The organism is Mesorhizobium sp. UC74_2 (assembly GCF_042701485.1).
GTDB lineage: Bacteria > Pseudomonadota > Alphaproteobacteria > Rhizobiales > Rhizobiaceae > Mesorhizobium.
Window position 1 is genome coordinate 5,114,089 of sequence record NZ_CP170562.1, and the last position, 24,659, is coordinate 5,138,747.

The following is a 24,659-nucleotide window of genomic DNA, read 5'->3' on the forward strand; positions in this document are numbered from 1 at the left end:
ATGATGGTCTTTCCGTTTCGTCAGGTGAGAGTGGTGTCGGCCGTGCTGTCGTCGGACAGCAGCTTGGCGTCTTCGCCGCGGAAGCACAGCTCGACCGCCTCGCCGATCGCGAAGCTTTCATCGGTCAGCGGCGATCGCACGATGGCCGTCGAGCCGTCGCGCAGCGAGACCTCGTATTTCGAGCCGGAGCCGAGATAGATCGCTTCCGATACCGTGCTGGAAAGCCGGTTGTCGCCGTCGCGGCGATCGAGGCCGGGCCGGCGGATTGCAAGCTTTTCCGGGCGCAGGAGCATGACCGGCTGGTTGTCGCCCGCGTGTTTTTGTGGTGCCGTCACGGTCTCGCCGGCGATGTCGAGCGCTGTGCTCGACCTGTCGCCGCGCGATTGGCCGCGCAGCACGGTGGAATCGCCGATGAAGCGGCCGACGAAGAGTGTCGCGGGCGCATCATACAGGTCGCGCCCGGTGCCAACCTGTTCGATCTTGCCGCGGTTGAAGACGGCGATGCGATCGGACAGCACAAGCGCCTCTTCCTGGTCGTGCGTGACATAGACGAAGGTGGTGCCGAGCTCGCGGTGGATGCGCTTGATCTCCAGCTGCAGCCATTCGCGCAGCTTCTTGTCGAGGGCACCGAGCGGCTCGTCCATGAGCAGCAGCGGCGGGTCGAAGACGATGGCACGTGCGAGCGCGACGCGTTGCTGCTGGCCGCCGGAGAGCTCGCTGGGATAGCGATGCGCGAAGTCCGCCATGCGCACCATGTCGAGCGCCCGCTTCACGCGGGCCTCGCGCTCGGCCCTGGCGATGCCGCGCAGGCTGAGCGGATAGGCGACGTTACGGCCGACCGTCATATGCGGGAAGAGCGCGTAGTGCTGGAAGACGACGCCAATGTTGCGCTTGTGCGCCGGCACACCAACCACGCTGCGCCCACCCACCTGCAGGCTGCCGGCGCTGACCTCGGTAAAGCCCGCCACCACGTTGAGCGTCGTCGTCTTGCCGGAACCGGAGGGGCCAAGCAGCGTCATGAATTCGCCGGGCTCGATATGCAGCGAAATGTCATCAAGCGCCCGGAAGCTGCCATAGGCCTTGCTGACCGCGCTCAGGTCGATGGCTGCACCGCGCTGTTTGCCGGTCTCGCTCACAGGCCGCTCCTTCTGTCGCGTCCCAGCAGCAGCAGGCCGCCGCCGATCAGGATGGTGGTGGTGCAAAGCAGGATCGTGCCGACGGCAGCCACCGTCGGATCCGCATCGCGTGTGATCGAAGTGAATATCTGCACCGGCAATGTCTTCATGTAGGGGCTGGTGATGAACAGCGAGACGATGACCTCGTCGAACGACGTCACGAAGGCAAAGAGCAGGCCGGACAGGATGCCGGGCGCGATCAGCGGCAGCGTCACCGTGCGGAAGGTCGCGATGCGGCCGGCGCCAAGGCTGGCAGCGGCGGTCTCCAGGCGCTTGTCGAAGACTTCGAGGCTGGCCTGCACGGCGATCAGCACGAATGGCAGCGCCAGGATCGTATGGGCAAGCACGAAGCCAGTCATGGTGCCGACAAGACGCGCATCGAGGTAGACCGCATAGATGCCGATCGCCAGCACGACGCCCGGCACCACCATCGGCGTCAGCAGCAGCATGCGCAGCAGCCCCGCCGACTGCGCCCGCATGCGGTCGAGCCCGAAGGCGGCGAGCGTGCCGAGGACGGTGGCAAGGACGGCGACGACCGTGGCCACCTTCAGCGAATTCAGGAAACTCGTCGACCATTCCGGATTGGCCACGAAATTCCGGTACCACTGCCAGGAGAAGCCCTGCGGCGGGAAAGCCAGCGACTTGTTCTCGTTGAAGGACATCGGCACGACAACCAGCGTCGGCGCGACCAGCCAGAGGCCGATGAGGATGCAGGCAAGGCCCAGCAGCGCGCGGGTGAGTGGATGCATGGCCATCAGCGCGTGCCCTGCTTGTGTTTCTGGCGCATCAGCGGGCCCGCAAGCGCCAGCAGGATAAAGGTCGCGACAAGAAGCACCACGCCCATCGCACCGCCGCGACCCCATTGCAGCAGGCTCAGCACCTGGTTCTGGACCAGCGTCGACAGCATGGTAGAGCGCGGCCCGCCGAGCAGAGCGGGGGTGATGTAGAAGCCCAGCGCCAGGATGAAGACGATGATCGCACCGGCATAGACGCCGGGCAGCGACAACGGCAGGTAGACGGTGAAGAAGGCCCGAACCGGACCGGCACCGAGGCTGCGCGCCGCCTGCACGAGGCGCAGGTCTATGCCCTTCATGACCGAGTAGAGCGGCAACACCATGAAGGGCAGCAGCACCTGCGCCATGCCGATGACAACGCCGGCCTGGGTTCGGATCAGCCTGACGCCATCAAGGCCGACCGAGCGCAGGATCGAGTTGATGACGCCGGAATCCTGCAGCAGGATGACCCAGGAAAGCGTGCGCACCACGCCGCTTACCCAGAACGGGATGAGCACGCAGAGCGTGAGCAGCAGGCGAACCTTGGGTCCGACGGCGGTCATGGCATAAGCGAAAGGATAGGCACAGATCACGCAGACGACCGTGACCCAGGCCGAGATGACAAAGGTACGCTGCAGCACGACGAGATTGACCGGCGTGCTGAAGAACCAGCTGTAGTTCTGCAGGCCCCATTGCGGTTCGGCGAAGCTTCGCAGAACGATCGTCGCCAACGGGTAGCCGATGACGGCGACGAGCAGGACCAGCGCCGGCAAGGCCAGCGCGAGCGCGCCCCAGGACCGCCGGGGAGGAGCGGGCCTTTCGGATGGAGTGACGCTCGCGCCCATCGGGTCAGCCGCCGGCCATCATGGCGGACCACTGCTCGGAGGCATCCTTGAAGTTTTCGACCCAGAACTTGATGTTCTGCTGGTAGCCCTGGCCCTGCCGCTCCGGCGTGTTGGTCAGGAAGGCCGCGACCGCGTCGTCGACAACGGGCTTCGCCTCGCTGTTGATCGGCGTGTAGGAGGTTTCCTTGGTCAGCGTCTCCTGCGCACTCTTGCCGAGATAGGCGTTAATCAGCGCATGGGCCGCGTCCGGGTCCTTGGCGCCGACGGGGATCGTCAACTGATCCATGACGACGAGCCAGTCCTGCCAGGCCGGCGTATATTTGGCGCCGTTCTTCACAGCGGTCATCGCGCGCCCGGTCCACATCATCAGCATGTCGGCTTCGCCGGATTCGGCGAGCTGCTGCGACTCGGCACCGGTCTTCCAATAGATCGTGTCGCCGCCAAGGTCGTGGACTTTCTTGATCGCGGTGGCGATGTCGTTCTTTGTCATCGCCTTCGGATCACCGCCGGTGGCCCGGAAAGCCTGTTCGAGCAGACCGCCGGTGAAGTCGCCGGAACCGTCGATGCCACGCACGCCCGGGAACTTCTCGGTGTCGAAGAAATCGACCCAGTTCTTGGGCGGGTTATCCTTGTACTTCTCGGTGTTGTACATCAGCACGACACCGTAGTTCATGGCCGGCACGGAGCATTCGCTGACCTGGCCCTGCGGGATCTTCGACGTATCGATCTTGCTGAAGTCGAGTTTCTGGAACAGCGTTCCGCAATGCACGTAAGGCGGGAAGTCGGCGGTATCGACGACGTCCCAGGTCACGTTCTTCGACTCGACCTGCGCCTGCACCTTGGCGATCTCGGTCGGGCCATCGCTCAGCAACTTGACGCCGGACTTGTCGACGAATTCCTTGAGGGCCGCGATCTGTCCGTCCTGAAAGATGCCGCCGAAGGAAGCGAACGTCAGGGTCTTGCCCTTGAGCGAACCCTCGGCAATCGCGCCGGCTACCGGTTTCTCCTGCGCAAAGACGCCTGTCGCCGCGGCAACACCCAGTGCCGCGAGGGCACTGATCGTTGCAAGTCTGGAGCATAAGATGGTCATCGTCATTCTCCCATTGGCTCACGTTGTGTGAAGCGTCGCTGGCCGCGAGCGGTTACCAGCTGACGTATTGGTCGAGCTCCTCGCCGCCGGATGTCGGTGGTGCGATGATCCACATCACCTCGGCCCGGCCATTGCCGATGTTCTCGGTGCGATGGGGAGTGGAGGTGGCGTATTCGATACTGTCGCCCTCTTCGAGCACGTGGCGGCTTTCGCCGAGGCTGACCTCGACAACGCCACGCGTCACGACCAGCATCTCGTGGGCGTCGCCATGCGTGTAGACGTCGGGGCCCGTGGAACCGCCGATCTCGAATTCACCGACATAGACCTCCATCTCGGTGGCAGGCCGACGCGACAGAAGGGTCTTGCGGCAGCCATGGCTGGTTGGAATGGCGGGCCGCTGGCTGCGTCGCAGCACGCCCTCGGTCGAAGGCGTCGCCGGCTCTTCGAAAAGCGCAGCTACGGTGACGCCGAGCGCCGCCGCCATCTGGTTGAGCGAGGCCGTGCTGGCGCCAGTCAGTCCCCGTTCGAGCTGGCTGATGAAGCTCGCGCTGGTGCCGGTCCTGTCAGCGAGCTGGCGGAGCGAAAACCGTCGCCGCTGCCTCAAATCCTTGAGGCGCTGGCCGAGTTTTGCCGTCTCGGGTCCGGCTCGTTCAGGCGGGTTCTCCATGGAGGCCTGCTCCAGGGAAGATGCGACAATCGTCATGCCATAAACTCCACTGAACAGACTGTACAGTGAGACTGCACAGCGATCAAGATGGTTGATCGCGATGCGAGATCGGATTTCTGGCCACGGTCATGACAGGAAAGCAGGCCGGATGAACGTCATCCGCCGCCGGCATTTCCTTCGCTGTCGAGGATAGTCTACAATGCGCCTCATCTTTTTGAATCGGAGAGAAGGCGATGTCGCTCAAAGTCCTGGCGGCGGTGCTTGTCGCGACCCTGCTGGCCGGTTGCCAGACGATGACGCCCGAACAACGGCGCGCCGCGGATGAAGCGAAATGCAGCGCCTACGGCTTCAAGAGGAAGACGGATGCCTTCGCCGAATGCCTGCAGCGGATCGATCTCGACCGCTCGGCCGAGATGCGTGCTCGCGACGCGGAGTTCGCCCGCTTCAACGCCCGCCCCCCGATTGTGATCTATCGTCCCATCGTGGTGAAACAGTAGTCAGCGGAAGGCGTCACAGCGCTCGTGCCCCATTCTGTCGCTGTAGAACCGGTCGAGGCTGGGCGCCGACAGGATGCATATCCAGGTCACCTGCCCACCGTCGACATAGTCCCCGGTCTTCAAAGTAACAAAGGTCGGCTTGTTTCCTGGCGGCAGGAACGTGCGCCCACGATTCTGCGCAAGAAATTCATCCGCATTCTCCACACTGTAGACTGGCGCCCCGCCCATGGCATCCCGATAGAACCTCGTTTCCTTCGGCGGTATCCTGCTCAGATCGAAATCCTCGACGTAGTGGAGACGCAGGCGGCGGCGAAAAGCCCGATAATGCAGGAACGAATTCCCGAACGTGGCCGCCATGCCGACGATCTTTCCATTGTCGGAACGACGGACAGCCCTTTGCGTGACGGCGTGATCAAGCTTCTCCAGGCGGAGGCCATCCGCGAGCACCTGGAAACCGCCCGTTGAAATGACCAGGGCGGCGGCCAGAAAGATGGACGGAGCCGTTGATTTCATCGTTGCTGCCTTATTGAGGAAATGAGCATCCGTCGCCCGGCGGGCGTGGTGGCACAACGATCGCAATGGTGGCGCCACCGTCCTGCCTGTTGCCCGCCTCCAGCCTGCCGCCATGGGCCTTGGCGATCGCCTCGACGATGGAAAGCCCCAGCCCGGTTCCACCGGTGGCGCGTGACCGCGAGGTGTCGCCGCGCCAGAAGAGGTCGAATGAAATCGCGCGGATCTCCTCGAGCAGCCCCGGACCACGGTCCAGGAAGCGGACAAACGCGTTGCCATCCCTGTCGAGACCGGTCTCGCACCGCAGCACGCCACCTGTCGACGCGTACCGACAGGCATTGTGCACAAGCGCCAGCATCGCCTGGCGCAAACGCTCCGGATCGACATTGGCCGGCGCCGCGCGGAGGTCTTTTTCGAGCCGCATGCCGGCCTCTTCAAGCATTGGGCGAGCGGCGGCGAGAACGGTCTTGGCTTCGGCTGAAAGATCCGTAGCCGATCTTTCGGCAATCAGCTTGTGGCCTGCCGCAAGCGAGAGCATGCGCAGGTCTTCGACCAGCCGCGACAGTCCCTGCACCTGCATGAGCAGGTCTTCCAGTCCCTGCTGGCGGACGGGAAAAACACCATCGATCATGCCCTGGAGATTGCCTTGCAATATGGTGAGGGGAGTGCGCAGTTCGTGCGCGACAGCCATTGTGTTGAAACGCAGGCGCTTTTCCATATGGCCAAGATCGGTCGCCAGCGCATCGATGGTCTTGCCGAGGCGGTGCACCTCCGAAGTACCGCCGCGAAAATTGCCGAGGCCAACCGCGAAGTCGCCTTCGCGCAGCGTTTCCGCCGCCGACACCAGCCGCTCCAGCGGGCGCGCGATACGCCGGGCGAGCCAATAGCCGATCGAACCGCAGATGAATGCCGCCAGCAGGATATGCCCCAAGAAGGCCAGGTTCATCTGGGCGTCCACGGTTTTCTCGAATTCCGGAACGACCAGCATCAGTTTCCGGAAGCTCTCGACGGATGGCATCACCCCGTCCTGGATGTCCCGATAGGCCTGGGCCACGTCGGCGGGCAGCGTCCGCAGCTCGATCTCCGTCAGTCGCTTCATGATCGCGAAGAAGGTGGTGTAGGCGATGATCATGCTGAGCACGAGCATCGCCCCGATCGTCACCGCGGTGACTGTTGAGAGGGAGAGACGACGCAGCTTCATTTCGGCGCCGCGAACCGGTAGCCGATGCCACGCACCGCCTGGAAGAGACCGGGAACCCCGGCATTTTCGAACTTGCGGCGCAGGTTGGCGACATGCGTGTCGACAGTCTTGGCCAGCGCATCGTTCTCCGGCAGGCAGGCATCGAGGATGTCGGCGCGCCCGAAGGCATGGGTCGGCCTGCGGATCATGTAGGCGACGATGCGGAACTCGCTGAGCGTCAGCGCCAGCGACTGGCGCCCGGTCTCCGCCTCGACAAAAGCGGCATGGGCGTCGAGATCGACCTCGACGGGAGCAAATCGCAGCGTCCGCGAGGCGCCGGCGGCGCGCGACCGGCGCAGCACCGCATTGACGCGCGCCACCACCTCCTGCGGATTGAACGGCTTGATCACATAGTCGTCGGCACCCAGCCGCAAACCCGAAAGGCGGTCGATGTCCTCGGCCAGCGCCGTCACCATGATGACCGGTGTGTTCGCGTCCTGGCGGATGCGCGCCAGGACCTCGAAGCCGTCCAGCCGGGGTATGTGCACATCGAGAAGCACGAGATCGGGCGACAGCATGGCATGGTGGGACAGTGCGATGTCCCCATTCACCGCGGTGACCGTGCGAAAACCCTCGCGCGCCAGATAGGCCTCGAGAATCTCGGCAATGCGCGGTTCGTCCTCGACGATAAGGATCAACCCCTTGTCCATGCGCAGTCCTTCGTTGGTTGGCACGGCCATATTCCGCAACACGAAGCGGCAGGCAATCGCAAACACCAGCGGTTGCCAGGTTCCTTGGCGAGCCTTGGCGGGCTCTCCGCCAAACCTTGATGAAACGCGACCAAGGTCCGGCCGTCGACGCGTCGTCACGGTCTGGGCGGAACCCAATGGCGCGCCGGCGTCACTTCGTCGGGACCATCATGCAAACGCCACCAAAGACCTTCGGACACATTCAGCGTCCACGCATTGCAGCCTTGTGGATCGTCACTTTGTTCCTCATCGCCTTTGCGCTGCTGTTCCAGTCCGCCTGGAAACTCTATCCGCCGGGCGGCGTCGATCTGCAGCTGACAATCAGGATCGCCGGTATCGGCCTCATCGGCACGGCGATCCTGGGACGGCTCTGGTGCACGCTCTACATCGGCGGAAAGAAGTCGGTGGTGCTGGTCGACGACGGCCCCTATTCGATGTGCCGAAACCCGCTCTATCTGTTCTCGATCATCGGGGCAGCGGGGGTGGGCGCACAGACAGGCAGTGCCGCACCCGCGCTGCTCTGCGCCATCGTGGTCCATGCGATCCTGCTGCGGACCGTGACCCGTGAAGAGCAGCTGCTCAGAACGCATTTCGGGCAGGCTTATGTGGACTACTGCAGGCGCGTCCCGGCGTTCTGCGTCGACTGCCGGCTATATACGGATCGCGAGATGATAGAGATCACGCCGAAGCGGCTCTACGGCACCCTGATCGACAGTCTGGTCTTCCTGGCCGCGGTGCCCGCGATGTTCCTGGTCGAATACCTGCAGGACGAAGGTTATCTGCCGGTGTTTTTCAGCCTGTATTGAACAACAGCCTGCCGCGGGCGGCTGGCGCAACCAAAAGTTTTGCTTCCCTCTCGCCAAACTTCCGGCCAACGGTTAGTCAGCCGTCGGCTGAACGATCGGCGTGAAGGATACTCGAGCCATGGCGCCGCTGCGGGCACTCGCACCCAAGAACCTTGTCGTGGCCGGCATCCTGCTGATGTTGGCCGGCGACTTCATGTTCGCGCTCAACGACGCGATGGGCAAATGGCTGGTCGCCAATTTTTCGGTCGGACTGGTGGTCGCCGTCCGCTCGATCGGCGCATTCATCATCCTCGGCCCGATGATCGCCCGGCAGGGTGTGACAAAGCTTTTCCAGGTCGAGAGACCCGGAACGCAGGTCCTGCGCGCCGTCATCGCAACGGTCGACACCGGCCTGTTCTATGCGGCCGTCGTCCACATGCCGCTCGCCGACGTGATGAGCTTCTACATGGCAGGACCGATCTATGTCGCGGCGCTTTCGCATTTCATGCTCGGCGAACGTATCCGCTGGCGCCGCTGGGCCGCCATCCTGGTCGGCTTCTGCGGCGTGCTCGTCATTCTCAATCCGTCCGCTTCCGCTTTTTCGACATCCGCCATCTTCGCCTTCATCGGCTCGGTCGCCTTCGCCCTGTCGATCGTCTACAGCCGGCAATTGCGAGGAACGCCCGATACGACGCTGGTGACCTGGCAGACCATCGCTGCCCTGGTGGCCGGTCTCATCTTCGCGATCCCCGACTGGCAGACGCCCGGCCTCATCGACATCGGCCCGATGCTGCTGCTCGGCGTCGTTTCCTGCGCCGCCCATCTGATGATCACGCGGGCGCTGAAGCTGGCGCCGGCCTCGACGCTGGCGCCGCTGCACTACAGCCTGCTTCTGTGGGCCATCGTGTTCGGCATGGTGTTCTTCGGCGACGTGCCTGGCCCGCGCGTGCTCGTGGGTGCCGCCATCGTCGTGCTGGCAGGCCTGTTCATCTTCCACCGGCAGAAGGTGGTCGACACCGTACCGCCGGAGAACGTGCCGAAGGGCGTCAACTAGGCTAGCAAAGCTTGGCGGTTTTGCGCCCGGAAGTTTTGTAACGACAAACGCCGGAGTCCCGCGTTTCCGCGCATGGCGGAAACGCTCGGGCGGTCAGCCGACGAAGCCGGCCGCCTTGTGGCTGCCGTCGCAGAACGGCTTGTTCTTCGAATGGCCGCAGCGGCACAGGAACACCTTGGTCACGCGGTCGACCGTGCGGCCGGTGCCGGAGACGATTTCGAGATTGCCTTCGACCTTGAGCGAGCCGTTGGGTGTTGGAGTGACCTTGACCACGCCATTGCGTGCCTCCAGCGCGATGGACTCCCTGGTCTCCGGTTCCCCGGTGGCCGCGAACCCGGCCTTGGTGTGACTGCCGTCGCAGAACGGCTTGTTCTCGGATGCGCCGCAACGGCAGAGCGTCGCCCGCAGCATCACCTCGCCATTGATGTCCATCTCGGCATTGAAGGCGAGTGGCCCGTTCTCGCGCACCCTCACCAGGTTGACCACCGGCGCAGCTTCTTCCCGTCCGCCATCCTTGCGGCGATAGGTGATCGCGCCGGACGGACAGGAATGCGCGACCCCGACGATCGCCTCGACGGCACCGGCTTCGGGGTGGATCCATTGGCCCGGCGCATTGGGTACGAAGACTTCCGGATGACCCAACACGCAGTTGCGCGAGTGGATACAGAGCTTGCCGTCGAAACCGACGTCGATATTTTCGCTCTCGACGAATTTCCGCGCCATTGGGTAGCTCCTCAGCTTGATGTTCCCCGATCATGCCGTACGGAAGCGGCCCACCGCAACTGGCCGAAAGAAGGGTGCGCGTCATCCCCGTCGCGACAGCCGCAGGAGATAATCCTTTCGATTGAGCGGATTGTCGTCGGTGCGTGGTCGCTCCGGGATCGCGGCGCGGATCGGGCGATGGTGATCGAACGCCGTTTCCAGGACGCCCTCGCCATGCGTAAGGCCGGGCACCATCTGCTGCAAAGCGTGGACGCGCCCCGCCGGAATGATGCCGGTCAACGTATAGGATGCACCCTCCATCGTCGGGTTCTGGGGCACCGCATCCAGCCTCGCCAGGACCGGCAGCAGCGACGGCAGCGTGTCCATCGGTGCTTCGAGTTGGAAGCGGTGGATCGGCTCGCACACCACCGTGCCGGCCTGCCTGAGAGCAGCCATCACGACCAGCGGAGTGAGTTTGCGATGCTCGGCGGCCGTCGTCATCGGCCCCCAGTGGCGCACGCGCGTCGCCTCCGTCATCGTCACGACGCAGTCCGTCACCTGCCAGCCGTGGAGACCCTGCCGCAGCGTCTCATGGACGGCGTCCTCCACGGCCTTGTGGTAGGAAAGCGGCAGCGTTCCGAACTCCATTTCCAGGCAAAAGGCGATGCCGCTGCCGATAGCCCCTGGCTCGACCCGCAGGGCGACCGTTGCCACGAACGGGTCGGGTGCCTCATCGCGCGCACCGCCGCTGCCGACAGGTCGCTCGATGCAGATCGGGGTGGTCTCGCGGAACAAGACGTCGAGCCCATACTCGTCGGCCAGCGTCTGCTGGATGACCTCCTTCTGCACCTCGCCATACAGCGAGACATAGGTCTCCTGCCGGCTGTCATCCTGCCTGAGGTTTATCAACGGGTCCTGTTCGGCGAGCAATGCAAGTGCGGCATGCAGGGCTCCTCGATTGGCCGGAAGCCGAGGCTGGATCACCGTCTCCAGCGTCGGCGGCGCGAAATGATGTTCCACGCGACCGCCGCGAAGGCCGATCGCATCACCTATCTGGGCGTCGGCGAGGCCCCACAGCTTGCCGATCTGCCCCGCCCTGAGAGAAGGTTTCTCGACCGCGCCGCCGCCGTCGAAAACCTTGAGCGCCGAGATCTTCGCTTCGCGCCCCCGACCGAAACCGACACGCTCGCGCGGCCGCAAGGTGCCGGAGAACAGGCGGACATAGGCGATCTTTTCCCCGGATCCGCCACGTTCGATCTTGAAGACCATGCCCGAAACGGGACCGTCGGCGGCACCTTCGGTTGCTGGCAAAAGGTCGCGGATGCCCGACAGCAACGGTGCGATGCCGGCACCGGTGACAGCCGAGCCAAAGAACACCGGATGCATCAGCGTCTTGCCTGTCTGTCTCGCGAGCGTCTTTTGCAGCGTGCCTGCGGACAGCGCCCTGCCACCGACATAGGCGGCGAGCAGCGTGTCGTCATGTTCGGCCAGCATCTCCGTCAGCAGCGTGCCGAACGCAGGTTCCGCGATGTCGAAGGGCAGCGGCAGCGCATCCGGCGACCCGGCCCTTTGCACCTTGCCCATCGCAATAGCAGCCGGCGTCAATCTTTTGGCGATCGCCTCCAGGACATGTTCGCAATCGGCACCGGTGCGATCGATCTTGTTGACGAAGATCAGTGTTGGAATACCGAGCCGCCGCAACGTCCGCATCAGTATGCGCGTCTGCGCCTGCACACCTTCCGCGGCCGAAATCACCAGCACCGCCCCATCGAGCACGCTGAGCACGCGCTCTACTTCCGCGATGAAGTCAGGATGGCCTGGCGTATCGATCAGGTTGATCGCCACGCCGTCGATGGTGAACGACATCACCGCCGATTTGATGGTGATGCCGCGTTGCCGCTCCAGGGCCAGGGTATCGGTCTGTGTGTTGCCGTCGTCGACACTGCCGATCTTGTCGATGACGCCGGCCGCATGGAGCAGCCGTTCGGTGAGGCTCGTCTTACCTGCGTCGACGTGCGCCAGAATTCCCAAATTCAAAGTCCGCATAGAGGTTCATGTCCCCAAGATGGATCAAAGCTCCTTTCTCGATGGACATGACTCGCATTGGTCGGCTCCTTACCGAACGTGACTTGGGAAAGATCACAGAGCACGCGATGGACGGCGGGGCAACCCCGTCGCACCGCCGAGCGCTTGCTACGCCGGCCTTAACATCGCCTTCTGTGGCGTATCGGTAACGCTTCGAATTCCGGCCCCGGATAGGTCTAAGTTTTCACCTTCTGTCCGGAAGGATCGTAGAGTGGTTCGAGGTGAAGTTTTGCTGGCACCTTTTGCGTCGCCACCACCAGTTCGTAGCCGCCCTCATCCAGGAAAGCATCGCTGACCCCGGCGGCATGACGCACATAGCCGTAGCCGATGTTCCTGGCCAGGGTGTAGCCGTAGCCGCCCGAGGTCAGGTAACCGACCGGTTCGCCATTGCGCAGGATCGTTTCGCGGCCGAGCAGGACGATTTCCGGATCCTCCACCGTGAAGCCGGCAAAACGCTTGGCCAGAGGCTGCCCATCCAGTTTTTGCAACGCCGCGCGACCGACGAAATCGGTTTCCTTCTTCAGCTTCACCGCCCAGCCGAGACCGGCCTCGAACGGCGTATCGTTCGGGGTGATGTCGGAACCCCAGGCGCGATAGCCTTTTTCGAGGCGCAGCGATTCCAGCGCACGATACCCGACCGGCCGGATGTCCTGCTCCCTGCCGGCCTGCATCAGGGCGTCGAACACCTCGCCGGTGGCGGCGATCGGAACATGCAGTTCCCAGCCGAGCTCGCCGACATAGGTGACGCGCAGTGCCCGCACCGCGTGCCCTGCGATGGCGATCTCGCGCACATGGCCGAATGGGAAAGCGGCGTTGGAGACATCGGCCTTTGTCACCTTCTCCAGCACCGCGCGCGCCTGCGGTCCCATCAGCGAAAGCGTGCCGAAGGCCTCGGTCACGTCGGCGACGTCGACATCCAGGCCAGAGCCGATGTGGTCGCGTATCCAGGCAAGGTCATGCGTGCGAAAACCGGTGCCGGTGACGATGTAGAATTTGTCGTCGTCCAGCCGCGCAACGGTGAGATCGGCCTCGATGCCGCCGCGCGTGTTGAGCAGCTGCGTATAGGTGAGCCGTCCGGCCGGCTTGGCGACATCGTTGGCGCAGATCCAGTCGAGCGCCTTGCCGGCATCCCTGCCGCTCAGCTCGTATTTGGCGAAGGACGACTGGTCGAAGACGCCGACCTTGTCGCGGACATGGCGATGCTCGTCGCCGACCGGCCCGAACCAGTTCTGCCGGCCCATCGAATAGATGTCCTTCGCCTCGGTTCCTGCCGGGGCGAACCAGTTCGGCCGCTCCCAGCCAAGTTTGGAACCGAAGACGGCATTGTACTTGTGCAGGCGCTGGTAGAGCGGCGAGACGATGCGCGGCCGGCCGCTGTCATACTCCTCATGCGGGAAGGCGATCGTGTAGTGCTTGCCATAGGCTTCGAGCGTGCGGTCGCACACCCATTGCCGGTCGCGATGCAGATCGGAGAAACGGCGGATGTCCACGACCCATAGGTCGAGCGGCGCCTCGCCGTCGACCACCCATTTCGCCAGCACCCAGCCGGCACCGCCGCCCGAGGCGATGCCGAAGGCGTTGAAGCCCGCGCCGACGAACATGTTCGAACATTCGGGCGCCACGCCGAGGATGAAGTTGCCATCCGGCGTGAAGCTCTCGGGGCCGTTGATCATCTGCTTGACGCCGACGGTCTCGAGCGCCGGCACGCGCGCGATGGCCTGCGTCATATGCTGTTCGAAATGATCGTAGTCGTCATCGAACAGGCGGAACTCCCATTCGTTCGGAACATCGCCGCCGGGCAGGCCGGTTTGCCAGGCCTGCGGGTCCGGCTCATAGCCGCCCATGACGAGACCGCCGACCTCTTCCTTGAAATAGGTGCGGCGATCCGGATCGCGGATGGTGGGCGCGTCGGTGGCGAGGCCCGGGATCTTCTCGGTGATGATGTACTGGTGCTTGACCGGTTGCAGCGGCACGCTGATGCCGGCCATGGCCCCGACCTGTCTCGCCCACTGGCCGGCGCAATTGACCACCTTCTCGCAGGCGATGTCGCCCTGGTCGGTCTTCACCGCGACGATGCGGCCGTCCTTCATGTCGAAGCCGGTCACACGGACCTTTTCGAACAGCCTGGCGCCATGCATGCGCGCTCCCTTGGCGAGCGACTGGGTGATGTCGGAAGGGCTGGCCTGGCCATCGGTCGGCAGCCAGCTGGCACCGACGAGATCAGAAGTCTCCATCAGCGGCCACATCGCCTTCACCTCTGCCGGCGACAGCAGGTGCATGTCCATGCCGAAGCTGCGCGCCGTCGTCGCCAGCCTCTTGAACTCGGTCCAACGGTCCTGGTTGGTGGCGAGGCGCAGGCAACCGGTCATCTTCCAGCCGGTGGCCAGCCCGGTTTCAGCCTCCAGCCCCTTGTAGAGCTCGACCGAATATTTGAGCACGCGGGTGATCGAGGCCGATGAGCGCAACTGTCCGACGAGGCCGGCCGCATGCCAGGTCGAGCCGGAGGTGATGGCGCCCTGTTCGAGCAGGATCACGTCCGCCTTGTGGTCGCGTGCCAGATGATAGGCCGTGGAACAACCGATGATGCCGCCGCCGATGACGACGATCTCGGCGTGATTGGGCAAGGTCATGACAGGATTTTTCCGTATCTGGAGCTGTAGCTTTCGAGCGCCGCGTCGAGGCGGGCGAGGTTCTCGGTGGTGTAGGCGACATAGTCGACGCCCGGCGCGTCGAGATGCAGTTCGGAGACCATGCTCCACATCGCCTCGCGCAGCAGCGACGCGCATTGCATGGCGGCGAAGGAACGGCGCATCGCCTCATCCGGCATGTGGCCGAGATAGGCGCCGAGCAACGGCTCTGCCTCCGCGTCCGGCATGCCGGAGTTGGAGGCGATGCCGGCGAGGTCGAACATGGCCGTGCCGAAGCCGGCATATTCGAAATCGATCAGCCAGAGCTTGTCGCCATCGTCGAGAAAATTGGCTGGCAGCAGATCGTTGTGGCCGAACACGATCGGCAGCGGCGCCTGCACGCTTTCCAGCCGATCCGCCAGCGCGAGGTAGAGCGGCAGCACCGGCATCATGCGGCTTTTCCCGGCACTCAGCGTGCGTGCATAGTCGCGGATGACGTGGAACACCCAGAACATGAAACCCGGGCCGGAAACATGTTCCGGCATCCGCTTGTGAAATTCGCGCATCAGCGTCGCGATGCGCCCGGCATTGGCGCGCACATCCTCCGCCGCATAGGTCTTCGCGCCAAGAAACTGGGTGACCATGACGCCGGGCTCGGCATATTCGACCGAGGGCCCGAACCCGGCCGCCGAGGCGGCCTGCGCCGTCATCAGCTCGCGCTCGCGCAGCACATGGTGAAATGGATAGTCACGCCCAAGCCGGACAACATGCTTGCCCGCCACGTCCGTCACCAGGAAATTCTCGTTGCTCAGACCGCCGGACAGGGGCGCGACATCGACGCTTCCCTTCCAGCAAGGCAGGCCGCGAATGCGATCCTCGCTCGTCACGTCTCCTCCCATCGACCGGCGGCCCTTCTGCAGAGGGCTTTTCACCGTGGTCCACCGCTTCTCCTTGCCCCAAGGTCAGACGCAGAGGCGGGATTGTCAACGCGATTCTGTGGTTTTTTATGTTTATCTGCCCGATTATGTTGTTTTCATTTCGGTGAACGCCTACAAATCAGTCATCTTGATGCCAGCGGCGAGGCCAGACTTCGGTGAACCATTCCAAGCGGCACGGTGAGATCCTGCGCCTCCTGAAAGAGGAAGGCACGGTCACCATCGCCGATCTCGCCCAGCGGCTGGATGTCTCGCTCGAGACCGTGCGGCGCGATGTGAAACCGCTGACCGAGGATGGTTCGGTGCTGAAGATGCACGGCGCCATCAGCCTGCCCGGCATCATCGGTGAAGCGCCGTTCGAGCGGCGCATGCGCGACAATGCCGATGCCAAGCGCACGATCGCGCGCATGGTGGCGGCAACGATCCGCGACGGCGAGTCGATCATGCTGGACTGCGGCACCACCACAAGCTTCCTGGCCCGGGAACTGCTCGGCCATCACCGGCTCACCGTGGTGACCAACTCCTCCGATATCGCCCGCACGCTGGCCACCGCCAACGGCAACCGGGTCTATATGGCCGGCGGCGAGCTGCGCAGCGATTCCGGTGCGGCCTTCGGCGTCTCGGCGATCGATTTCGTCGGCCGCTTCAGCGTCGACCACGCCATCATTTCGGCAGGCGCCATCGATGCGACCGGCGGCGTCATGGATTTCGACCTGGAAGAGGCGGAATTCGCGGCAACCGTGCTGTCGCGTGGCCAGCGCTCCGTCGTCATCACCGACCACAGCAAGTTCGGCCGCCAGGGACTCGTGCGGGTATGCGGCTTTTCCGGCTTCTCCGAACTCGCCACCGACAGCATGCCACCGGCAGACATTGTTACGGCCCTGGAAACGGCCGGCGCGCGCCTGCACGTGGCAGGCTGAAACGGGACAACCCGTCGCCTGACGCGATCCTTATCTTTTCTTGATACCCGCTACAGCTATTCCCAATCGATATTTGACCGGCATCGGGAGCATTTTCCGCACTTCTTGAACTGCGGAGAAGCATCGTGCTCGACCTCGCCTACCTTGCCCTTGGCATAGGATCCTTCCTGATTTTCGCGCTCTATGCGCGCGCGCTGACGCGGCTTTGAGGGGGGTGATCCTGATGGAAGCCTTACTCGGCCTCGCCGTTGCCGTAGCTCTCGGCGTCTACCTGTTGGTGACGCTGCTGCGGCCAGAAAAATTCTAAGAAAAAAGAGTTCCGCCATGTCTTTGATCGGATGGCTGCAGATCGGCCTGCTTTTTCTCCTCACATTTTTGCTGATCAAGCCGCTCGGCTTGTTCATGGCAAAAGTCTTTTCCAATGAACGAACCTTCCTGTCGCCCGTGCTTGGCCCCGTCGAGCGCGGTTTCTACGCACTGGCCGGTGTCGACCCGAAGAAAGAACAGGGCTGGCTGGCCTACACCTTCTCGATGATCGCCTTCTCGATCGCCGGGCTGGTGTTGCTCTACGCGATCCTGCGCCTGCAGGCTTACCTGCCTTACAACCCGCAAGGGTTCGCCGGTGTTGCACCCGACCTCGCCTTCAACACCGCGGTCAGCTTCGTGACCAACACGAACTGGCAGTCCTATGGCGGCGAAACCACGATGAGCCATTTCAGCCAGATGGCCGGCCTGACCGTGCACAACTTTCTTTCGGGGGCGACCGGAATTGCGATGGCCCTGGCGCTGACGCGCGCTTTCATCCGTTCAAACGGCACGACCGTCGGCAACTTCTGGGTCGATATGACCCGCTCCACGCTCTACGTGCTTTTGCCGCTCGCTGTCGTCGTCGCGATCGCCTTCGTGGCGATGGGCCTACCTCAGACACTTGACGGTTCGGTCACAGCGACCACGCTCGAGGGCGCCAACCAGACCATCGCGCTCGGACCGGTGGCCAGCCAGGAAGCCATCAAGCAGCTCGGCACCAATGGCGGCGGCTTCTTCAACGTCAACGCCGCGCATCCGTTCGAGAACCCGACCGCACTGTCGAACTATCTCAACATCCTGTCCATGCTGATGGTGACGGCAGCGCTTGCCTATACCTTCGGCCAGATGGTCGGTGACCGCCGCCAGGGCTGGGCCTTCGTTGCCGCCACAGCGATCCTGCTGATCGCCGGCGTCGGCATCATCTACTGGGCCGAGACGCAGGGAAATCCGATCCTGACCGCGCTTGGCCTCGACAACACGCTTGGCAACATGGAAGGCAAGGAAGTCCGCTTCGGCCAGGCCATGACCGCCGCCTATGCCGCCGTCACCACAGGCATTTCCGACGGTGGCGTCAACGCCATGCACGGTTCGCTGACCGGCCTAGGCGGCCTCATCCCGCTGTTCCTGATGCAGCTTGGCGAAGTGCTGCCCGGCGGCGTCGGCTCCGGCCTCTACGGCATGATCGTCTTCGCCATCCTCTCGGTCTTCGTCGCCGGCCTGATGGTCGGCCGCACGCCGGAGTTCCTCGGCAAGAAGATCGAAAGCCGCGAGATGAAATACGCCATGCTGGCGGTGCTCATCCTGCCGCTGTCGATCCTCGGCTTCAGCGCACTGTCGGCCATGCTGCCCTTCGCTCTCACATCGATCAGCATGAGCGGCCCGCATGGCCTGTCGGAAATCCTCTATGCCTATACCTCGACGACGGCCAACAACGGTTCGGCCTTCGGCGGCCTCTCGGCGAACACGCCCTGGTACAACACCACGCTCGGCATCGCCATGCTGCTCGGCCGCTTCGGCTACGTCGTGCCGGTGCTGGCCATCGCCGGCTCGCTGGTCGGCAAGACCAAGACGACGGCTTCGGCCGGCACCTTCCCGACCCATACGCCACTGTTCGTCGGCCTGCTCGTCGGCATCATCCTCATCCTGGGCGGCCTGCAATACTTCCCGGCCCTCGCCCTCGGCCCCATCGTCGAGCATTTCGCGATGCTGGCCGGCCAGACCTTCTAAAGGACACTTTCATGTCGACCCCTGTACAACACAAGCTGTTCGAGCCGGCCATCCTGTGGCCGGCCCTCGGACAGGCCTTCACCAAGCTGGCGCCGCAGAAGCTGATGCGCAATCCCGTCATCTTCGTCACCGAAGTGGTGGCCGCGCTGGTGACGCTGATGTTCCTGCGCGATCTCGTCATCGCCGGCGGCAAGCCGCTGTTCTCCGGCCAGATCGCCGCCTGGCTCTGGTTCACAGTGCTGTTCGCCAACTTCGCCGAGGCAGTGGCAGAAGGCCGCGGCAAGGCGCAGGCCGACAGCCTGCGCCGCACCAAGTCGCAGCTCACCGCGCGCAAGCTCATGTCGGAAGACGGGCTGGACGTTGCCAGCATCCCGGCCACCGATCTCAAGGTCGGCGACATGGTGCTCGTCGAGGCCGGTGAGCTGATCCCGGGCGACGGTGAAATCGTCGAAGGCATCGCCTCCGTCAACGAAAGCGCCATCACCGGCGAATCTGCCCCGGTCATCCGCGAATCCGGCGGCGACCGTTCGGCCGTCACCGGCGGCACCCAGGTGCTGTCCGACTGGATCAAGGTGCGCATCACCGCCGCGCCCGGCTCGTCCTTCGTCGACCGCATGATCGCCCTCATCGAAGGCGCCGAGCGCCAGAAGACGCCGAACGAGATCGCCCTGTCGATCCTGCTGTCGGGCCTGACGCTGGTGTTCCTGATCGCGGTGGCGACGCTGTGGGGTCTTGCCGGCTATTCGGGTACGGTGCTGTCGGTCACGGTGCTGGCCGCGCTGCTGGTAACGCTGATCCCCACCACCATCGGCGGGCTGCTTTCGGCCATCGGCATCGCCGGCATGGATCGCCTGGTGCGCTTCAACGTCATCGCCACCTCCGGCCGCGCCGTGGAAGCCGCCGGCGACGTCGACACGCTGCTGCTCGACAAGACCGGCACCATCACCTTCGGCAACCGCATGGCAACCGAATTCCTGCCGGTGCCGGGCATCAGCGCCGAGGAACTGGCCGAAGCCGCCATGCTGGCGAGCCTGGGCGACGAGACGCCGGAAGGCCGTTCGATCGTTGCGCTCGCCACCGGTGAGTTCGGCGTTGCCGCGCCGGTCAAGCAACCCGATGCGATCGTGCCGTTCGCGGCCGAGACGCGCTTTCGGGTGTCGATCTCGGCGAGCGTCGCCTGCGCAAGGGCGCGGTCGATTCCGTGCTGAAGTTCACCGCGCTCGACGAAGCACGCGTACCCGCCGCTTTCCGGCAGGCAGTGGAACTTGTGGCGCGTACCGGTGGCACGCCGCTGGCCGTGGCCGAGGGCAGCAGGCTGCTCGGCGTCATCCACCTGAAGGACGTGGTGAAGCCCGGCATCAAGGAGCGCTTCGCGGCGCTGCGCGCCATGGGCATCCGCACCGTCATGGTCACCGGCGACAATCCGGTTACCGCGGCGGCGATCGCCTCAGAGGCCGGGGTCGACGACTTCCTGGCGGAAGCGACGCCGGAGCAGAAGCTCGGCTATATCCGCAAGGAACAGGAAGGCGGGCGCCTGATCGCCATGTGCGGCGACGGCACCAACGATGCGCCGGCGCTTGCCCAGGCCGATGTCGGCGTGGCGATGCAGAGCGGCACCCAGGCCGCGCGCGAGGCCGCCAACATGGTCGACCTCGATTCCAGCCCGACCAAGCTCATCGAGATCGTCGAGATCGGCAAGCAGCTTCTGATGACACGCGGCTCGCTGACCACCTTTTCGATCGCCAACGACGTCGCCAAATATTTCGCCATCATCCCGGCGCTGTTCGTGGCGACCTATCCGGCGCTCGACCATCTCAACATCATGCGGCTGACCTCGCCGGAATCGGCGATCCTGTCGGCGGTCATCTTCAACGCGCTGATCATCATCGCGCTGATCCCGCTGGCGCTGAAGGGTGTCGCCTACCGCCCGGTCGGTGCTGCGGCGCTGCTGCGCCGCAATCTTCTCGTCTACGGCGTCGGCGGCCTGCTCCTGCCCTTCGCGGGCATCAAGCTGGTCGACATCGCCGTCTCGGCTCTTCATCTGGTGTAATCATGACAAGCAACCTTCGCCCCGCCCTGGTCATGATCGTGTTGTTCACGATCCTGCTCGGCATCGCCTATCCACTCGCCATCACCGGCGTCGGCCAGATCATCCTGCCGGCACAGGCAAACGGCAGCCTGATCAGGCAGAACGGAACCGTCATCGGTTCCGAACTGATCGGCCAGAACTTCACCAGCGACCGCTACTTCTGGCCGCGTCCGTCGGCTATCGGCAGCACGCCCTACGATGCCGGCAATTCCAGCGGCTCCAATCTCGGCACGACCTCGCAGAAGCTGAAGGAGCGCGTTGCGGCCGACATCCAGCGCCTGAATGGCGCCGGCATCGCGTCGCCGGTCCCGGCCGATGCCGCCACCACGTCCGGCTCCGGCCTCGACCCGCACATCACGCCGGATTTCGCCCGCGATCAGGTCGCTCGCGTCGCCAAGGCGCGCGGGTTGCCGGAGGCGGATGTGGCCAGGCTGGTCGACGAAACGCAGGAGGGCCGGCTGCTCGGCCTGATCGGCGAACCACGCGTCAACGTGCTGAAACTAAATCTCGCGCTGGATCGGCTAAAGTCCTAAATCTACCGAATGGGCGATAGCGACCGTCATCGAGAAAAGCGCGCCGACCCGGACGCGCTGCTGGCACTGGCAGGCGCCCAGGAACGCGGTCGGCTGACCGTGTTCCTGGGCGCAGCGCCTGGTGTCGGCAAGACCTTCGCCATGCTGTCGCGTGCGCGCCGCATGAAGGAAGACGGCGGCGATATCCTCGTCGGCCTCGTCGAGACGCATGGGCGCGGCGAGACCGCCGCGCTGCTCGAAGGCCTGGAGGTGCTGCCGCTGCGCAGCATCCCCTATCGCGGCCGCACGATCGAGGAATTCGACCTCGACGCGGCACTGGCGCGCCATCCCCACACCATCGTGGTCGACGAACTGGCGCATAGCAATGCGCCCGAGAGCCGCCACCCCAAACGCTACCAGGACATCGACGAACTGCTGGCCGCCGGCATCAATGTCTGGACGGCGCTCAACATCCAGCACCTGGAAAGCCTGTCAGACGTCGTCACCCAGATCACCGGCGTGCCGGTGCGCGAACAGATCCCCGACACGGTCCTGAAGAAGGCCGACGAAGTGCTGCTGGTGGACCTGCCGCCGGCGGAACTGCTGGAGCGGCTGAAGGAAGGCAAGGTCTACCTGCCGGCCAATGCGGCGCGCGCGGCGGATTCCTTCTTTCGCCTCGGCAACCTCACCGCGCTGCGCGACCTGGCGCTGCGGCGCACGGCAGACCGGGTCGACGACCAGATGGTCGACTATCTCAAGCAGAACGCCATCGAAGGCCCATGGCCTTCGGCCGAGCGGCTGCTGGTCTGCATCGGTCCGGATGCGTTGTCGGAAAAAGTCGTGCGCATCGCCAGCCGGCTCGCCTCCGGTCTCAATGCGCACTGGATCGTCGCGTCGATCGAACCCGTGGACCGCGCCGTCGCCGACCAGACGGGCGAGCGCCGGCTGGACGACACCTTCCGCCTGGCCGAACGGCTCGGCGCGGAGACACGGCGCGTGAAGGGCAGCGATTTCGTCGAGGAGATCCTGCGACTGGCAAGGCGCGAACACGCCACGCAGATCGTCATCGGCGGACGCAGGCAGTCTTTTCCCCTGGCGCCTGTTCCGGCGTTCGCTGCCCGACGCCCTGATGGAGAAAGCCTCCGGCATCGGCGTCTATGTCGTCACCGGCGACGATGCGATGCCGCCACCGGCCACCCCGGTGAAACAGCGGCCGCTGGCGCTTCGGCTGGCCCGGGAAGTCGGCACCGCCGTCGCCACGGTTACTGCTGCGACCGGCTTCGGCCTGACCATCGACGAGTGGGTGCGGCTGCCGAACATCTCGATCATCTATCTGCTGGCGGTGCTGGTCTCGGCGATCAGCAGCGGCTATCTGGCGGCGGTCGTTGCCGCGCTCGGCTCGGCGATCGCGTATAATTTCTTCTTTATTCCGCCGTTCTACACGCTGACCATCGCCGAGCCGCACGAAGTCTTCGCGCTGTTCGTCTTCCTTGCCGCCGCCATGCTTACCGGCGGCCTCACCTCGCGGCTGCGCGAACAGGCAAAGGTATCCGGCGAGCGCTCCGTCACGACGCAGACACTGTACGACTATTCGCGCAAGCTTTCCGGCACGGCGAAACAGGACGACGTGGTGTGGGCGACCGTTTCCCAGTTGCAGGGAGCGCTCTCGCGCACGGTGGCGCTGCTGCTGCCGGACCAGGGCGAATTGCGGCTGCAGGCGTCCTGGCCGCCGGACACCGAGCTCGGCGTCTCGGACATGGCGGCCGCGCGCTGGACCTATGAAAAAAGCGAGGAGGCCGGCAGCGGCACCGGAACGCTCCCCAACAGCGCCTTCCGCTTCATCCCGCTGATGAGTCCGCATGGCGTCGTCGGCGTCTGCGGCATCCAGCAGGATGGCGAACTGCTGGATGGAACCGAAGAGAGGATGCTGAATGCCATCCTCGACCAGTCGGCCGTGGCCATCGACAGGGCGCGTCTGTCCAGGGAAAGCCTTCGCCAAGCCACGGCGCTGGAGGGTGAGCGTTTCCGCTCGGCATTGCTTGCCTCGGTATCGCACGATCTCAAGACGCCGCTCGCCACCATCACCGGCGCTATCACCAGCCTGCGCGAACTCGGCGACAGGATGGACAAGCAGAGCCGTGACGACCTGCTCGTTTCGATCGACGAAGAGAGTGCCCGGCTGTCGCGCTTCCTTGCCAACCTGCTCGACATGACACGCATCGAATCCGGCTCGGTCGAAGCCAAGCGCGACTGGGTCGACGTACCAGACGTCATCAACTCCACGGTGGAACGTTCCCGCAAGGTGTTCCCGGAACGGGTTGTCGAAGTGCAGCTCGCCCCTGATTTGCCCTTGATCCGCGGCGACAGCGTGCTTCTGGGACAGGTGCTGTTCAACCTTGTCGACAATGCCGACAAATATGGCGGCGCCGAGCCGATCCGCATCTATGCGCGGCGCGACCAGAACGAGCTGGTTCTATCGGTTGTCGACATGGGCAAGGGCATTCCCGAAAAGGATCTCGAACAGGTGTTCGAGAAATTCTTCCGGCGCGGCAAGCCCGACGGACGCGCACCGGGTACAGGGCTCGGCCTGCCGATCGCACGCGGTTTCGTCGAAGCGATGAGCGGCACCATCAAGGCCGAAAGCCCGGCCCAGAAACGAAAAGGCACACGCATGATCCTGCGCTTCCCGGTCGAAGACATGCCTGTCGAAGCGGAGACCATGTCGTGAGCGGCTTTCGTGTCCTGGTCGTCGACGACGAACCGCAGATCCAGCGTTTCCTGCGCCCGGCGCTGACCGCCGCCGGCTATGAAGTGATCGAGGCCGGCACCGGCGCCCAGGCGCTGAAGGCGATCGCCACGGCGGCCCCGGACCTGATCATCCTCGATCTCGGCTTGCCCGACATGGACGGCAAGGAGGTGGTCAAGAATGTGCGCGGCTGGTCCGAGCTGCCGATCATCATCCTTTCGGCGCGCGACCGCGAGAGCGAGAAGATCGCCGCACTCGATCTCGGCGCAGACGACTATATCGAAAAACCGTTCGGCATCGGCGAGCTGACGGCGCGTATCCGCACCGCGCTGCGCCACCGCACCCGCGAAGATGGCGGCGTCACCGAGATCTCGGTCGACGGGCTGCATATCGACACCGTGCGCCGGCTGATCACCCGAAGCGGCGCGCCGATCCATCTGACGCCGAAGGAATACGACCTCGTGCTGATGCTGGCGCGCCATGCCGGACGCGTGGTCACGCACAGGGCGCTGCTGACCTCGGTCTGGGGACCGGCCCATGCTGATGACCTGCATTACCTGCGCGTCTTCGTCGGCCAGGTGCGCGGCAAGATCGAACGTGATCCGTCCGCGCCGGCGATCATCCGGACGGAGCCGGGGGTCGGTTATCGCTTTGTCGGCGACGAGACGTGAGGCTAGAGCCTTT

At 64.3% G+C, this 24,659-nt stretch carries 20 protein-coding genes and 2 pseudogenes; 10 read left to right on the forward strand and 12 right to left on the reverse strand.

Annotated elements, in window-relative coordinates; genetic code table 11:
• Positions 1 to 20: 20 nt before the first annotated feature.
• Genes ACFJIU_RS24880 through ACFJIU_RS24900 form a run of 5 tightly spaced genes read right to left on the reverse strand, consistent with a single transcriptional unit; the run spans position 21 to position 4,550 of the window.
• Positions 21 to 1,136: an ABC transporter ATP-binding protein gene (locus ACFJIU_RS24880; protein ID WP_379064471.1), complete on the reverse strand. Its 1,116-nt coding sequence runs from the start codon at positions 1,134 to 1,136 to the stop codon at positions 21 to 23.
• Complete coding sequence (locus tag ACFJIU_RS24885) at positions 1,133 to 1,930, reverse strand: ABC transporter permease (RefSeq protein ID WP_379064473.1); 798 nt, start codon at positions 1,928 to 1,930, stop codon at positions 1,133 to 1,135. Before ACFJIU_RS24885 ends, ACFJIU_RS24880 begins: the two co-directional genes overlap by 4 nt.
• Entirely contained in the window at positions 1,930 to 2,793 is an 864-nt protein-coding gene (locus tag ACFJIU_RS24890; protein WP_379064475.1) for an ABC transporter permease, read from the reverse strand. Before ACFJIU_RS24890 ends, ACFJIU_RS24885 begins: the two co-directional genes overlap by 1 nt.
• Positions 2,794 to 2,797: 4 nt before the next feature.
• Entirely contained in the window at positions 2,798 to 3,883 is a 1,086-nt protein-coding gene (locus ACFJIU_RS24895) for an extracellular solute-binding protein (RefSeq protein ID WP_379064477.1), read from the reverse strand.
• A 52-nt stretch (positions 3,884 to 3,935) separates the two neighbouring features.
• The gene (locus ACFJIU_RS24900; protein WP_379073210.1) at positions 3,936 to 4,550 is read right to left on the reverse strand and encodes a helix-turn-helix domain-containing protein; all 615 of its coding nucleotides are present in this window, start codon (positions 4,548 to 4,550) and stop codon (positions 3,936 to 3,938) included.
• Positions 4,551 to 4,783: 233 nt separating this feature from the next.
• On the opposite strand from ACFJIU_RS24900, the gene ACFJIU_RS24905 reads away from it, so the two are divergent.
• On the forward strand, positions 4,784 to 5,047 hold the full coding sequence (locus ACFJIU_RS24905) for a hypothetical protein (protein ID WP_379064479.1): 264 nt from the start codon (positions 4,784 to 4,786) through the stop codon (positions 5,045 to 5,047).
• Here ACFJIU_RS24905 and ACFJIU_RS24910 read toward each other — a convergent pair whose 3' ends face one another.
• From ACFJIU_RS24910 to ACFJIU_RS24920, 3 genes are read right to left on the reverse strand one after another with little or no spacing between them, the layout of a single operon-like run.
• Complete coding sequence (locus tag ACFJIU_RS24910) at positions 5,048 to 5,626, reverse strand: hypothetical protein (protein ID WP_379064481.1); 579 nt, start codon at positions 5,624 to 5,626, stop codon at positions 5,048 to 5,050. It lies immediately after the preceding gene.
• On the reverse strand, positions 5,571 to 6,758 hold the full coding sequence (locus tag ACFJIU_RS24915; RefSeq protein ID WP_379064483.1) for an ATP-binding protein: 1,188 nt from the start codon (positions 6,756 to 6,758) through the stop codon (positions 5,571 to 5,573). The genes ACFJIU_RS24910 and ACFJIU_RS24915 overlap by 56 nt, the downstream gene beginning before the upstream one ends.
• Positions 6,755 to 7,447, reverse strand: coding sequence for a response regulator (locus ACFJIU_RS24920; protein WP_379073211.1), 693 nt, complete (start codon positions 7,445 to 7,447; stop codon positions 6,755 to 6,757). The genes ACFJIU_RS24915 and ACFJIU_RS24920 overlap by 4 nt, the downstream gene beginning before the upstream one ends.
• A gap of 209 nt (positions 7,448 to 7,656) precedes the next feature.
• On the opposite strand from ACFJIU_RS24920, the gene ACFJIU_RS24925 reads away from it, so the two are divergent.
• Positions 7,657 to 8,292 (forward strand): methyltransferase family protein, encoded by a 636-nt coding sequence (locus tag ACFJIU_RS24925; protein ID WP_379064485.1) that lies wholly within the window; start codon positions 7,657 to 7,659, stop codon positions 8,290 to 8,292.
• 118 nt (positions 8,293 to 8,410) lie between these two features.
• Entirely contained in the window at positions 8,411 to 9,325 is a 915-nt protein-coding gene (locus ACFJIU_RS24930) for a DMT family transporter (RefSeq protein WP_379064487.1), read from the forward strand.
• A gap of 93 nt (positions 9,326 to 9,418) precedes the next feature.
• Here ACFJIU_RS24930 and ACFJIU_RS24935 read toward each other — a convergent pair whose 3' ends face one another.
• The 4 genes from ACFJIU_RS24935 to ACFJIU_RS24950 form a co-directional block, all read right to left on the reverse strand.
• Positions 9,419 to 10,048, reverse strand: a complete 630-nt coding sequence (locus tag ACFJIU_RS24935; protein ID WP_379064489.1) for a CDGSH iron-sulfur domain-containing protein — start codon at positions 10,046 to 10,048, stop codon at positions 9,419 to 9,421.
• Positions 10,049 to 10,129: 81 nt separating this feature from the next.
• Positions 10,130 to 12,073, reverse strand: coding sequence for a GTP-binding protein (locus tag ACFJIU_RS24940; RefSeq protein ID WP_379064491.1), 1,944 nt, complete (start codon positions 12,071 to 12,073; stop codon positions 10,130 to 10,132).
• A gap of 215 nt (positions 12,074 to 12,288) precedes the next feature.
• On the reverse strand, positions 12,289 to 14,742 hold the full coding sequence (locus ACFJIU_RS24945) for an FAD-dependent oxidoreductase (protein WP_379064493.1): 2,454 nt from the start codon (positions 14,740 to 14,742) through the stop codon (positions 12,289 to 12,291).
• Positions 14,739 to 15,626, reverse strand: a complete 888-nt coding sequence (locus tag ACFJIU_RS24950; RefSeq protein WP_379064495.1) for a phosphotransferase — start codon at positions 15,624 to 15,626, stop codon at positions 14,739 to 14,741. Before ACFJIU_RS24950 ends, ACFJIU_RS24945 begins: the two co-directional genes overlap by 4 nt.
• A 206-nt stretch (positions 15,627 to 15,832) precedes the next feature.
• Here ACFJIU_RS24950 and ACFJIU_RS24955 point away from each other — a divergent pair, with 206 nt between their 5' ends.
• From ACFJIU_RS24955 to ACFJIU_RS24985, 7 genes and pseudogenes are all read left to right on the forward strand, one after another.
• Positions 15,833 to 16,594, forward strand: coding sequence for a DeoR/GlpR family DNA-binding transcription regulator (locus ACFJIU_RS24955; RefSeq protein WP_379064497.1), 762 nt, complete (start codon positions 15,833 to 15,835; stop codon positions 16,592 to 16,594).
• 223 nt (positions 16,595 to 16,817) lie between these two features.
• Positions 16,818 to 16,901: a K(+)-transporting ATPase subunit F gene (gene kdpF, locus ACFJIU_RS24960; RefSeq protein WP_379073212.1), complete on the forward strand. Its 84-nt coding sequence runs from the start codon at positions 16,818 to 16,820 to the stop codon at positions 16,899 to 16,901.
• Positions 16,902 to 16,918: 17 nt separating this feature from the next.
• The gene (kdpA, locus tag ACFJIU_RS24965; RefSeq protein ID WP_379064499.1) at positions 16,919 to 18,628 is read left to right on the forward strand and encodes a potassium-transporting ATPase subunit KdpA; all 1,710 of its coding nucleotides are present in this window, start codon (positions 16,919 to 16,921) and stop codon (positions 18,626 to 18,628) included.
• An 11-nt stretch (positions 18,629 to 18,639) separates the two neighbouring features.
• A pseudogene (gene kdpB / locus ACFJIU_RS24970) lies at positions 18,640 to 20,678 on the forward strand (potassium-transporting ATPase subunit KdpB).
• A gap of 2 nt (positions 20,679 to 20,680) precedes the next feature.
• Entirely contained in the window at positions 20,681 to 21,250 is a 570-nt protein-coding gene (gene kdpC / locus ACFJIU_RS24975) for a potassium-transporting ATPase subunit KdpC (protein ID WP_379064501.1), read from the forward strand.
• A 9-nt stretch (positions 21,251 to 21,259) separates the two neighbouring features.
• Positions 21,260 to 23,957 (forward strand): annotated as a pseudogene (locus tag ACFJIU_RS24980) (DUF4118 domain-containing protein).
• Positions 23,954 to 24,646 (forward strand): response regulator, encoded by a 693-nt coding sequence (locus ACFJIU_RS24985; RefSeq protein WP_326890503.1) that lies wholly within the window; start codon positions 23,954 to 23,956, stop codon positions 24,644 to 24,646. The pseudogene ACFJIU_RS24980 and the gene ACFJIU_RS24985 overlap by 4 nt, the downstream one beginning before the upstream one ends.
• Positions 24,647 to 24,659: the final 13 nt, after the last annotated feature.

Bases quoted from the DNA above. Each gene is read 5' to 3' on its own strand.
- ACFJIU_RS24885 (WP_379064473.1), bottom strand. From the start codon at position 1,930: ATGGCCATGCATCCACTCACCCGCGCGCTGCTGGGCCTTGCCTGCATC.
- ACFJIU_RS24890 (WP_379064475.1), bottom strand. From the start codon at position 2,793: ATGGGCGCGAGCGTCACTCCATCCGAAAGGCCCGCTCCTCCCCGGCGG.
- ACFJIU_RS24895 (WP_379064477.1), bottom strand. From the start codon at position 3,883: ATGACCATCTTATGCTCCAGACTTGCAACGATCAGTGCCCTCGCGGCA.
- ACFJIU_RS24900 (WP_379073210.1), bottom strand. From the start codon at position 4,550: ATGGAGAACCCGCCTGAACGAGCCGGACCCGAGACGGCAAAACTCGGC.
- ACFJIU_RS24905 (WP_379064479.1), top strand. From the start codon at position 4,784: ATGTCGCTCAAAGTCCTGGCGGCGGTGCTTGTCGCGACCCTGCTGGCC.
- ACFJIU_RS24915 (WP_379064483.1), bottom strand. From the start codon at position 6,758: ATGAAGCTGCGTCGTCTCTCCCTCTCAACAGTCACCGCGGTGACGATC.
- ACFJIU_RS24920 (WP_379073211.1), bottom strand. From the start codon at position 7,447: ATGGACAAGGGGTTGATCCTTATCGTCGAGGACGAACCGCGCATTGCC.
- ACFJIU_RS24925 (WP_379064485.1), top strand. From the start codon at position 7,657: ATGCAAACGCCACCAAAGACCTTCGGACACATTCAGCGTCCACGCATT.
- ACFJIU_RS24930 (WP_379064487.1), top strand. From the start codon at position 8,411: ATGGCGCCGCTGCGGGCACTCGCACCCAAGAACCTTGTCGTGGCCGGC.
- ACFJIU_RS24935 (WP_379064489.1), bottom strand. From the start codon at position 10,048: ATGGCGCGGAAATTCGTCGAGAGCGAAAATATCGACGTCGGTTTCGAC.
- ACFJIU_RS24940 (WP_379064491.1), bottom strand. From the start codon at position 12,073: ATGCGGACTTTGAATTTGGGAATTCTGGCGCACGTCGACGCAGGTAAG.
- ACFJIU_RS24945 (WP_379064493.1), bottom strand. From the start codon at position 14,742: ATGACCTTGCCCAATCACGCCGAGATCGTCGTCATCGGCGGCGGCATC.
- kdpF (WP_379073212.1), top strand. From the start codon at position 16,818: ATGGAAGCCTTACTCGGCCTCGCCGTTGCCGTAGCTCTCGGCGTCTAC.
- kdpA (WP_379064499.1), top strand. From the start codon at position 16,919: ATGTCTTTGATCGGATGGCTGCAGATCGGCCTGCTTTTTCTCCTCACA.
- kdpC (WP_379064501.1), top strand. From the start codon at position 20,681: ATGACAAGCAACCTTCGCCCCGCCCTGGTCATGATCGTGTTGTTCACG.